The sequence below is a fragment of the Sphingobacterium chuzhouense genome (genome assembly GCF_014692525.1).
Classification (GTDB): Bacteria; Bacteroidota; Bacteroidia; order Sphingobacteriales; family Sphingobacteriaceae; genus Sphingobacterium; species Sphingobacterium chuzhouense.
The window spans coordinates 383,918-396,964 of sequence record NZ_JACNYL010000001.1; the positions used below are offsets into that span (position 1 = coordinate 383,918).

Annotated in this window: 5 protein-coding genes; 1 reads left to right on the top strand and 4 read right to left on the bottom strand. The window is 47.0% G+C overall.

Annotated features, from left to right (window positions below; genetic code table 11):
* Positions 1–3 precede the first annotated feature (3 nt).
* From H8B21_RS01680 to H8B21_RS01695, 4 genes are read right to left on the bottom strand one after another with little or no spacing between them, the layout of a single operon-like run.
* A complete protein-coding gene (locus tag H8B21_RS01680; protein WP_190312056.1) occupies positions 4–8,208 on the bottom strand; it encodes a carboxypeptidase-like regulatory domain-containing protein in 8,205 nt (2,734 codons plus the stop codon).
* Complete coding sequence (locus H8B21_RS01685; RefSeq protein WP_190312057.1) at positions 8,205–9,920, bottom strand: hypothetical protein; 1,716 nt, start codon at positions 9,918–9,920, stop codon at positions 8,205–8,207. The genes H8B21_RS01680 and H8B21_RS01685 overlap by 4 nt, the downstream gene beginning before the upstream one ends.
* Positions 9,921–9,942: 22 nt before the next feature.
* Positions 9,943–11,226: a collagen-like domain-containing protein gene (locus H8B21_RS01690; protein WP_190312058.1), complete on the bottom strand. Its 1,284-nt coding sequence runs from the start codon at positions 11,224–11,226 to the stop codon at positions 9,943–9,945.
* Positions 11,227–11,253: 27 nt separating this feature from the next.
* Entirely contained in the window at positions 11,254–12,120 is an 867-nt protein-coding gene (locus H8B21_RS01695; RefSeq protein WP_190312059.1) for a collagen-like domain-containing protein, read from the bottom strand.
* A gap of 194 nt (positions 12,121–12,314) precedes the next feature.
* Between H8B21_RS01695 and H8B21_RS01700 the strand changes: the two genes are divergently transcribed.
* Entirely contained in the window at positions 12,315–13,022 is a 708-nt protein-coding gene (locus tag H8B21_RS01700; protein ID WP_190312060.1) for a LytR/AlgR family response regulator transcription factor, read from the top strand.
* Positions 13,023–13,047 lie beyond the last annotated feature (25 nt).

Sequence of the window (13,047 nt, forward strand, 5' to 3'; positions counted from 1 at the left end):
AATTTAATAATCAAAAGCATCACTATTACTACAGCTTCCAGATCCTTTGGTAAATTCGAAATCAACGCCTTTGGTACATCCACCGCCCACGCACAGGGTCAACAGTCCCATGACATCCATATCAAAGCCTTTCGAAAAAAGCGTACAATCGAGTTCCGCAGCTACCGCAGCGGAGAAGCATCCCTTGGCATCGAGTGAAAAACCGTTGTCGCTACTATTGGTAAACGTCGCTTTGACCCCCACTTCGGCACGTACGTCCCCGCTGATGCTGCAACCGATGTGGGTGACCTTGGCATATGCATGAGCAAATAGCATGGCTCCTATCGATATCTGTTGATGTCGGGCCGCAAAATTTCCGTAGATACGGGCGTCCAACCCTACTGATGCACCTACTTCCACATTGGGTATACCCAGCGCAAAAGCCGCAAAATCGCCTACACCGAATTTGATTTTAAACTCCGGTAGAAAATCCCGTCTACCAGTTATCAAGAAGCCTCTTAGCCCGTTCGAATGGAACGTCGACGGCAATTTCTTAACATACGACCTGCTGGTCATCTGCTGTTCGATCTGTGGCGTCAACTCAGGATAATAACCTATGCCGATCCCCACATCCACCGGGAATATGATAGGAACCGGGGCCGTTACTTTTGCGCCGGCAAAGAAGTACCAGCCTTTGGGTTCAAACAGCATTTCAATCTGTATGTTATTTAATGTAACCACACCAGCCGTCAACAAGGGCATACTGAGACTTCCCGTAACACGACCGCTCTTGAAGTCAAAGTCAAACTTACTTCCCGAGAATCCACCGTTGCCTCCTGCCAATCCATCGGCAAGATTGTCAACCGGTAGTTCCTCCATAACGGCTTTCACCGTTTGCATGGCGACTTGCTTGACTTTCTGCTCTGCGGCATCTTTCACATTGATTCCGGTGACACCTTCGATCAAGCCGTTGAGCTGCATCATACTACCGATTGGATTGCCGTCAATCAGCGAATTGACTACGCCAAGACCTTGGCCGGCAAGCCGCATACGTCCCGCTAGGTCAGCTAATAGCTGCGAACCGGATTCCGCCATAGCCATCGCCTGACCATAGGTGCTCTGTCCTTGATCCAAAAAGCCGATAATCTCATCACGCATACCCGATATCGCCGGATCGTTCAAGACCTCATCAACCATATTGGCCGCAAAGTTCTCGGCTTCACTCTTAAAATTTCCGAGGAGTATCTCTGTTTGCTTTTTGACTTCAGCAGCCACTCGACCTGTCACTTCATCCGTCACCATACTGACCAGATGGGTATATATTTTCTGATCAGATTTTGGCAAGGTGATAACCCCGGCTATACCCAATCCCTGCGCATTAAACAGCTGGTCGTTTTTGCCCTTGCTGATTGTTCGGAATTCCGTTCCACCATCGCCGATAAAGGAAAAATCCAGATGTGACATCACCATTCTGTTTCTACCTCCATCTTCGGCATAATAGCTTAAAGTCGTGTTGATATTGTCCGGCGCCTTGGGTATGTGTAGGTTGGTGCTACCCGTAAACACCACGCGGTCGGTCGCACTAAAAAAGGAAACCGGACGGAACGATGCTTGATTGTACAAGGTAATCGGCGCAGCATTCTTTTTGAAACTAGTAAGTTCCTCCTCATTACTCAATATAGATACATACTCAAATATAATTTTGTCACTTGATCGGGTCATACCCTCCAGTCCACTAACATAAGCCGCTTCGCCGCTTCTGTTCGTTAGTGTAAACTTAAAGTGTCCTTTACCAGCAATCCGTCCTACATCCGGATCGTAAATTAATACCGCTTCGGTACCGGACATCATGTTCAGTTTTACTTTCGCCGTACCACCCAGATACAATTTATCCCGGAGATCATTGGGATCGGCATCGTGGAATATCAATTCGCCAGGGATAATGGAGATTTTCCGCAGTGCGATATCCGCACGCCCGGTAAACAGCGTACTGTTATTCAAGATGATACCACCGGAATTTGGCGCCAGATTCCAGGACTTGGCGACAATTTTCCATTTATCCAGGTTAATCGTTACTTCCCCCATTCCGGTAAGCGGCCGGATGCCATCATGGGTAATCTGTGCCTTACCAGCTTCCATACTGATCGTGAGTCCGCCTTGTATCTTAGGGTTGAGCGTGAGGAACAGATGTACTCCTTCTTTATCCATAAAGGATTCCCGATCATCTTTGGTATCACTGACACCGTCAAAGCCGAGGTACTTGAACGAGATAGCCTCTCCCCGATCTCTGCTGATGGAATACTTACTAGACAGTGCTTCGTTTCCTGTACGGAATACGTCCAAAACCATTTTTTTGGTCCGATCCGTATCGCCGTAATTTCCTAAGTAGAAGTCCGTCTTTTCGATGGTCATGTAGCTCGTCGGGAAGTTAAACGAATTGTCTACCAGACGAACCTTCCCCTGTATCGTACCGGTGCTATCGGAAGATAGCCGGTTAAGCACGATACCGGACGATTCGCCCATCAATTCGGCATTGTAGTGTTCAAAGGCTCGAATCTGTGTCTTTTGGTTGACAAATGTAATCTGTTCAGTTACAGGCACAGCAATCGGTATATTGCTCGCATTGCGCAGATTTGATTTGCGGACTTTGAGATTGGACACTTTGAGTGCCAATCGTCTGTCAGCCAACGCGCGTAAGGCGAAATTGTCGTTTTCGGTTACCTGGATGACCTCGCCCGAGACCGTGTATTCCTCACCGTTCTGTTCGTATTTTTCCAATCGGAAATCAAAACCGTACAACTTGCTTATATCGATATCGCCCAACTCGGTGATAACAAGGTCTATATCATTTATGCTACTACTGCCGGCAACCATATTGACCATCCGCTCGGTTCCGACATAGGTTTTTGCATCCTCGTGGTAACTGCCTTTTATTTTTGCAGACGCAACTTCTAGGGTGCCAGTACCGCCATCCCAAAAGGTATATTTGGGTATCAGCAGCTCATATCTGCCATTGGCATTGGTATAGGCCTGACTTTCGGAATTGGAACCTTGCCCGAGATCCAGATAGACCAAGGCATCTTTGACAGGTGTATCACTTTGGGCAAAACGTACTGTTCCGGTGATTTTGACGGCCGGCATGACGGTGATATCGACGACCCTTTCTCGAAGGTCATCCTCGCTGTGTACATTGTTTTTGCTGGTTGGTATAAATGGAATGCCATTGAGCACCATCATATACATCCCGTTTGCCGTTATTTCTACACCACGGTTTTTGACATAGATATTGAAGTTGCTCTTCGAATTGTTAACAAACTCGAATCGGGCTTCTCCACTGCCATTGGTATTCACGTGTTCTTCCCCTGCCCCCTCGATATAGACACTTGCATTTGGTACCGTTCGCCCGTCTGTCGTTTTAACACGTACCTTAATTTTATGCTTGCGTTTTTGCAATTTGAAATCTCCGAGAAATGCGCCAGGTCCCGAAGGATTGACTGCCGCCGTGAGTGTCAGATATGCCGGATCGTAAGGCATGATGATGATAGAATCCGGACGGGTGGGCAGGTCTATAACAAATTTTTGCCGACCGATGGCTATGAGCTGGGTGCCGACCATGAACGTCTCGTTCACGGCGGTGCTTAGGCTCTGGCTCGCCGTACTGCTGAACGTACCTTGGTTAATCGTCTGGTTGGTAGCCGCATTGACAATTTGGAGATTTCCGTTTTGGTAGCTTGGCGAGTTAAACGCACTTTGTATCACGTGGTTGTTGCCGGTGTTCAAATTAACCTTAAAGACAGTAGAAATACCTGTTGCATTTTGTCCCTGCGTGGTAGTTGTAGTCTGTATGCTGCCGTATTTTCCGATAGTTGTAGCTTTGCCGGGATTCGCTTTGGTATCCACGATGGTATTTTCAAAATTCTTAGCTGCAAATGTGACAGCATGGCCGGTATACGCAGTTCCTGTATTCGTACTCCCCTCATGTTCGGCAAAAGTATCCACCCATTTGCCATTGACTTTCATCTTTACTCTCGCCGTGACACCCCTATTGGTTTCCGCGTCCATCACGTAGCCGTAGGCATTCGTACCGAGTGGATTCAGGTCAAAATTAACATTGATCTGCTCTCCAGACAAGCCATGCGGTATGAGGGGTAAATTATCTTCGGTCTGCCGTTCGAATCCTGGGGCAGACAAGATGGATACATTATTTTTACATCCATAACAAATACGTCCTGTATTGATCACTTCGGGGTTGAAAGATTCCAGTCTCTTTGCTAATGATTCAAAGCTATAATATCCCTGTTCGTCCGTAGTTGCCCAATCTTCGAGCAGAAAATTTTCTCGTTGATTTTGATAGGTCTTGCCGTTGATGAGGATTTGCGCCTTTACCTGCACGCCTTTAATGCCAAGTGTCGTCGTTTTATCGGTGACTCTCCCACGTATAGCCGTTGGTTTAGGTACCAGACGGAGAGCGTAATCCAGTGTTACATTCGGATCAAATTCATGGTTGAATACAATCTCCTGATCACTTATCTGATAGCCAAACGGAGGGAGAATAGCTTTCTTTTCGTTTTCTAATGCCATATTCATGCGACTAGAACGATGATTCACCTTGTGAATCAGTCCTTCGAATGTCACCATGTCTGTCCTTCCCTTGTTGTCGGCATGGAAAACATAGCTATCCTTGTAACCAGGTTTATTGGCGGGGAGCGTCACCACATTTTCAAAAAGAACATAGCTGTTGTTGGATGTCTCAGTGCTGTATACCATGTCCCTGACTTTGGTATAACTATACAGTGCGGAAAGCCCATTGTTGGTTACATTTTGTACCATTCCATTGTTAATCACCACACCTGTAAATGTCGCATTGACATTAGGAGTGTACATGGCTGCCATGGCAGTGATATTTCTCTTTCCAGTCGACGCTTGGCTCTGGGTACCTATCGGCTTGTTCGGCTCACGATCACCCGATAGGTTTGGCCCTTTGATGCCCTGGGCTGACAGGCTCGCGAATTGACCCGCGTTTGTCCAAGGAGCAGGGTCGGACGTGGTCACGCCTTGTATAGCAGAGGTAATACCGCTATTCGGCAATCCCGAATGGGGGCTGACGCCACTTTGATGGAGATCTAGGCCGGGAATGGTTGGTAACGCGGCCTTTGCTTTGGCATCGATATCCCGATAGAGGGCAACGGGCACATGAGGAAAAGCCGTTGCACTTGTCGGGTTAACGGCTTTATCCACCTTAGACACATTGACCCTTAGGTTGTATGTCCGGACAAAAGATACCAGCGTCCCCATGTCTTTGCTCTCCCACGGCTGTACAATCACATTCTCATCGAGCGCGCAGTAATACGGCTCATCCGGAACGATACGGTAAACCCGTCGAAATGTGACATCACTAGCGCCATACAAATCTCCGCTCATGCCATTTGTGAGCACGCCACTTTCATACGTTCCATTTAGATCACTGTTTGGGAAATCAAATTCAAAATTACCCTGCGCATCGGTCGTAACAGTTTGTAGCACTTTACCATTATCTGCTACGTCCTTACCATTGATAAACACGGTGTTGCCCGTTGCGAGCTTGGCGGGTGTTCCATTAAGGTTGACCATAGCGGATAGTGTATAGAAATTGGTTGCACCGGCCGCAACCTGCATCGTCGTATTGTTTGTATTGGACGTATTTTGTTTCTGGTACTCATAGAAGACCATCAGCTTGACTTTCATATTGGCATAAGGTTGCTCGGGCACACCTTTCATATTCTTAAAGGCGTAGTTAAGCTTTCCGGTTACCTTCGTGCGCGGCGGTGTATGCAGTTCCTTTTTTAACGTCAAGTAGGCTATTTCGGGCCGATCACGATAACCATAGTCCGTCCACTTGCTTGCCGTGTAATTACGGGGTGTTTCCCGGTGTCCATATAAGGAACCCAAAGCGGCTTTCGTCGGGATGCCGTTCAATCCTCGCGTATTGGACGTCTGTACAGCTTTTGGATCCTTGTTGTTGTTCGTTGCTACGTCTTGGATCAACTTATTCATATCGAAGGACACTTCGGGTGCTTTTTGAATACCTGATAGCGCGCTGAGGTTGTTTGTATTAGTCTTTGCATCAGTAGCAGTCGTATTGGTATGACCAGTTTTGCTTACCGCATTGACAGCTGTCGAAAAGTTCATTTCCCGGACCACAAAGCTACCATCGACCAGCTCTAGTTTGTATTGATAAGCATCGGCGGGAAGGTTCTTAAATAGATTATTAAAAACTATCCTTGCCGCTTCAGCAGATTTTTTGTTGGTCAGCTCCGGTGTGGTGCGCTCCGCAATCAGCACCTTGTCGTCAGACAGTGCCGATAGCAGGGTCGATTCATTTGTAATATCACCTTCATATAGCGGTATACCGTAGGTCTTGTCTTCTTTGAACCGGCGTTCACGATAAAGACGTATTTTGGCACCGGACACATAATCTCCTTCGAGACCATTGAATACTTCCCGCACATTAATGGACAGCGAGTAGCTATTGGCATCGATCATGACATCATCCAAATCCCTGACCGCTCCGGGCTGAATCTGCAGGTATTCCTGACTTTGGAGAAAGTGCGGATTATTGACCTTCACCTTATAGTAAACCCCTAATTGTCCTTTCAACTTTCCAATCTCTTGATTTTGCCTCATCATCAGGCCGTGTATGACTTGATTCCTTCCGAGGTTGACATTTTCTTCCCATTTTTCAGTCGGGATAACACCTGCGCTGTCAAGAGATGACATATAAATTTTAAGCTCAAAATTACCATCCGCATCCGTCATCACAGATTCGCCGTTCATCATATCCTCTCTTTGCAATGCCTGGGTCACCACCATCGAAGGATCGGCAATGCTGCTGATACCGTATTCATCGATATTGGCAATCCCATAGACTTTGGATAGGTATACCTCTTGGTTGGCTATCGGATAGGTTGCACCTAATGGGTCTCCTTTGAATCGGTACACCAACCTTCCCCGGATGGTCGTCTCTTGCTTGCCGGCGGTATCTAGATGTGCCAATTCAGCACCATATCTAAAATCAACCGGACTACTTTGCCCTTCATCGACAAACATAGCCGACCCATGGGGTGACATAGCGGTAACTTGCACACGATAGCGTCTCCCTTTTGTCAGTGCAGGCATCGTTACCGGATCGTAGGTAAGCTGTTGCGCATTGGCGACCGTGGACGTTATCAATGGCTGCGCCGATATAGCTTGCCCCGCGGAATCTGCCATTTCGAACAGTCGGACAGTGTACCGGGTGTTAGGGGGAGTTTCAAAATCTGCGTTCCAATCGAATCGGAGCTGTTGGGCACCGGTAAATTCACTGTTGTGGCTCGGATTCATAATAACAGGTGCTTTGATGGGATCGCCATAGGTAAAGGCAATGGCCTCACTCATCCCCTTGTTCCGGAAAAATGACATACCACTCGGATCCACCGCCTGCACAATCATGGCGTATTGGCGGCCACGAATCAGGGTGGGATGTGCCGGTCCGTAAAGCAGGCTATTGCCATTGACCGTTTCTTCGTAAATAGGTGGCGTGGACTGGATAGCATCGTTGGGATCTCTCGGCACAACCATTTCCACAATTTTCACCTTGTATTGGATGTGAGGCGAAGAGCCCGGAGGAGTAGCCCAGGTAATAGGCATGGCTTGCACTCCCCTTGTACTGACCGTCTGCTGATGCATCGGCATCAGAATGCGCGGCGGTTCCAGATCGGAAATCCTGAACATAGTACAGCCAATCGGTTCATTGGGGCTCATGGGCTGCATGGTCTGGTAATCCAACGCCCGGATACAAAGCGTGTAGTTACCCTCCAATAGCCCCAGTCCACGCGTCATATCTGATCGGCTAATACCGGTATATTCGATGGTGTTGACATCAAAAAGAAAGGCAATATCGCTTCCGTTCAAGCTTGCCGTTTGATTAGGGCCTAGTACGATCGGATTGGGGCTCCGGTAACCCGGTTTGACCCAAGCCGAGATACCGTTGTCACCGGTGATCTTCGCCGTCAGTTGTATATTCAGCTCTTGTGTGGTTGTGTTGGTCACCGTCACCAACATGAGCTCGGGACGAGACACGTAATCTGCAATCCTGCTCTGATAGGGCGGCAGTACGTGCGTCGTAATCTGTACTTGTGCCAACAATGCTTCGGCCCACAATAGCATGGGGGCTAGCATCACGAATATCTTGTATATGCTGTGTGCTTTCATAGTCCAAAATTGAATTGGTAAGCTAGTTCTCCCCGGGTCTCCGAAAAAGAGGGACTTCCTCCGGTGATGGCACTTCCGGGATTGTTCTTGGTGAAATACATCATCGCACGCAGTGATTGCCATTTATTGATCGTGTATCCGATATTAGCTGACCCGTTGAAGATCAAGCTTTTGTTCCCTTGGCTTTTCCCCTGCATGATGCTACTATTTATCCCCGTGGTCAACTTGTTGTTTGCAAAGGCGTAATTTGCGCCAAGGGTAATTCCTCGATAGCTGTTGGTCATCGCTTCACTGTTGAGATTAGTGTAGCTGAGTGAAGAGCTGAGCGAGAGTCTCTTTTGTGGAAATGAAATAGTATAGTTGAGCAGGTATTGACTGGTGGTGATATCCCTACTGGGAACATCCGGGTTGTTGTCAAAGTAGCTGTTGTAATCGTTCATACTACTGATATTAGCGGAAAGCAGAAAGATCTGTATCTTGTCTGTCTGCTGTAGGCTATAACGAGGCATGATACCGATCGTCCGGGTTGTCTGTACAATTTTGAGCGAATCGGCAAAGCGCAGGGTATTCGGTCGTTGGTTGTTAGAGAAATTATTGAAATTGACATCTAATCCCAGTTGTGACGTTAGTTCGCCCGATATTAATCCAGATGCTATTACCCGTCGGGAGGTGGCTTCTTTCTGTAGGCGGATATTATCTTGTTCCAGACCGAAGCTCACATTGGCCCGAAACTTTCCACTCGGGTGATTATACGAGGGGCTGATGGTCAGGTTTTCAATATCGTTATTGAAAAAATAAGCACCCATGGACGTGAATCCCGGTTCGATACGCCGGTAATTGGTCTTGATGGCGTAGTTTTTACCTTGATAACCGACTCCGGCATTGAATGCTAGAAACCATTCGGAACTACCATTGATATCGAGCAGTCCAGCGAGATTGCGTAAGGTCTTGTCAGGAATGGAATCCAGCGTCAATGTCGAATTGAGGTCGCGGGTCAGTAAACTAATCGCTCCATCGCTTTCTACAAAAAAACGCTTAAACAAGGTGAATTTTGTCGCATAAGCCAATACAGAATTGGCAGCAGGTTTGATCTGGTTCTCAAAGATAGCCAAATCTCCCGGCATGCTCGTGCTATCGTCCCGGGCGTGCAGAAAGCTGAGGTCGATGTAGTTGGTAGCGGATCCATAACCTATTTTTGCGGCTAAGCCTTTCCGGCTGAAGGAATATGGGACTAAAGACATAGAGGTCGTGTCGATCACTGTCGCGCGATTGAGCCGACCATACATCATACCGATGCGTAATTTCCCCGGATTGATCTCGAATCCACCCCCCAGCATGGTATGTCCAGCCAAGGTATAGGGCGAAAAGGTTACATTGCGATATCCCGCATGCAGGGTTAACCACTTATAAGTGGGGCTTAGTCCATATTGATTAAAAGGTTGCTGGAAATTGCGCTCCTGCTTGCTGAAAGTGAAGCTCGTCGGGATCGTCCAGCCGTATATCGACAGCGTAGGCGACCCACTTAGCACATAATTGTACGGATCCATCCGGTTAGGAATCCCACTAGCATTGTAGTACAATCCCCTTACGCTGACATGCCCGTTAAAAGCAACAGGTTTTTGTTGTGCGATGTTCGTAAAGTCTTGGGCAGCGAGCTGCCCAAGACTTAGTCCTAACCCAATAAACATCACGATATAAACAAACTTTTTCATTGTTGAAAATCAGTGCAACCAATCAATCTGGTATGTTGTAATGGTTTTTTAGCTCATTATAATCTTGTTTAACCATATAAGGTGTTACATGATTATTACGATTTGAAGCCCTATTATCTGGTGGCGCTATGCTGTTACCCGGGATGATGACGTACCGGAAACGAATGTTATCACGGACATGGGCGGTGCCGATATCGAAGCCGGTATTCGTAATAAGTAAGAGAATAGTATGATTACTTTGGTTGATACGGTAACTGAAATCAGCCCAGTATGCCCAAACACCTTTACAGTTTAGCTGGCTGATATAATAGTCCGGACTGGTCGGATTATTAGTTATATTTTCTTGCATGTAAACGTTGATGGCAGCATTGTCATAGAGAGCGTTAACTAGCGATAGTTGCGAGACATATATGGAGCCGGATATGTCTCCTGTTCGGGAATTCTGCGCTAATCCCTCGGGAACTAACCACTCACTATATATCACGTCATTTTGTGGCGCTCGAAGGTTCACGATTGGGCTTCCCCATCCCGATGCAGTTTTAGGTCCGTAGAGATTGGCTGTTCCGGTATGGATATAATAATCTCCGATTGCGCCGAGGCTTGTAGCCGGTGCCGACGCCCCACTTAAGATTTTCGATCCCGGCGTGCCGGCTGGTCCTTGTGCTCCGGTAGCGCCTGTTGCACCTCTTAAATTAGTGGGCATTCCCCAGCTTGACGCCGTTTTAGGGCCATAAAAGTCGCTTGTATTGGTTCGGAAATAAAAATCGCCGACATTCCCTAATGAAGTTGCCGGAACCGCTGTTCCGCTGTATATTCTAGATCCATCATCGCCTTTCACACCTTTAAGATTAATCGGTGTGCCCCAACCTGAGGCAGCCTTGGGACCATAAAAATCAGCGGTGGTTGTGCGGAAGTAAAAGTCTCCGACAGCGCCTGTTCCTGTCGTAGGAACAGCTATGCCGCTCAGAATCCTCGAGCCGGCTGCTCCGGCGGGACCTTGGGATCCCTGTGCCCCCGTTGCACCGGTAGCTCCACGCAGGTTCGTAGCTGTTCCCCATCCGGCATCGGATTTAGGTCCGTAGAAATCACTGTTGCTGGTGCGGAAATAAAAATCGCCGATGTCTCCGATGTCAGCGGTAGGTGCCGCACTACCGGTGTAGATACGTGTGCCGTCCTCACCGTCGACACCATGCATACCGTCTTCACCGCGAGGGCCTACATCGCCCTCTTTGGTGCAACCTAATATCATGCACATAAAAAGCAGTCCTGCGAAAACTGTCCGGATTGTTATATTCGTATTCATCATGTTTTATTTGTTGTTGTTAACATTAACCTAGTCTGGAATCTGGAATACCCTCTTTACTTGGTTATAATCTTTCAAGTCTATATTTGCATTTGCTCGTACGCCTCCCGGAATCAAAACATACCGGAATTGTACGGTTCCAAACCCGAGGTACGGTTGCGTGTTGTCATGTGTAAAACGGGTCAGCAACAGACGTCCTGCACGGGGAACGAAACTGACAGTATTGGGTCTTGCGCCCGCGCGGGAGGTGTAGGGTAACGTAAGCACCGTGGTTCCAAACCGCATGTACACCTGAATCATTCCATTATCGATGATGGTCTGGGTCAACGGAGAAGCTGCAATATGGTTGACTTTTAGATTTGTCCCATCAATCAAGGTATCCCGTTCAGCTTGGGGAAAAGACATCCATCCACTGTAAATCACATTAGCTGTACCGGCAGAACCTTTGGGACCACGCAGATTGACAAACGTCGTCGGCCAACCGCTGGCAGCCTTGGGGCCGTACAGCGCAGCGTTGGAGGTACGCAGGTAGAAGTCTCCTACCGCACCGACATTAGCGGCTGGTACAGTCGTGCCACTTAATATCTTCGCCCCGGCTGCCCCAGTAGGACCGCGCAAGCTAGTCGGCGTGCCCCAGCCTTCTGCTGTCTTAGGTCCGTAGAAATTGGAGTTGGACGTACGGAAGTAGAAATCCCCAACACGACCCAAATCTGCCGGAGGAACAACCGTACCATTGTATATGGTTGTTCCATCCTCGCCTTTTTCACCACGAATACCTTGTTCACCTTGTGGACCTTCCGGACCGATATCTCCTTTTTTGCAAGACGTAACTATAAATAGCACGCAGGTCATCCCGACGAATAATAATTTGCTGATGTTTATGTTAAACGTTTTCATAATTGATATTTTTTGATTACACGGATATTGTTTGAATCTCTTCTCCCTTATCTTTCTACTAAATTAAATCTTCCCCTACCTCGACACTATTACCTATAGACAAACGACATTTTTAATAGACGAACGACATCTTTTTAATTACAAATACTATATTTATATGTCTGTAAACCTTATCTTTATATGGAATAATTGTTATGAAACCCTTCAATTGCATCGTTGTAGATGATGACGAGATAGATCGCCTGATGATCGTTTCTTTTGTAAAGCGATATGAGCAATTATGCCTTGTAGGAGTATTCGAAAATGCGGAAGAAGCTTTGTCTAATGGTGATTTCGACCAAATAGATGTTGTTTTTCTGGATATCGATATGAATGGCATGGACGGAATTTCGTTTCGCAGGATGATTCAGGAAGTTCCGGTTTGTATTTTCATCACCTCACATCCTGAGTATGCTTTGGATAGCTTCTCGGTGGAGACGTTAGATTTTATAATAAAACCTATCTCGCTACAGCGATTTGATGAGAGTATAGTACGATTACAAACCTTTTTAAGTATCCAACAGAAAGCACACCTATATGAAAATATGCTTGGAACCGATCATGTCTTTATACGCGAAGGGCACCGGGAGACCAAAGTTGCTCTGCACGATGTGTTGTATCTGGAGGGACTGAAAGATTACACACTCCTGGTAACCGAAGACAAGAAACATTGCGTATTGTCTAGTATAGGCAATCTATTAAAAGAACTGCATTTCAATCATTTTGTGCGCATCCATAGAAGCTTTGCCGTCAGAAAGGATCTTATTAAATCGGTTTCTGCCAAAGAGGTATTGTTGACAAACGACATCAATATCCCGATAGGTCGGAGTTTTAAGGATAATATCAAATCATTGTTGATATGACAAAATTGGAACTATATTAAAAACC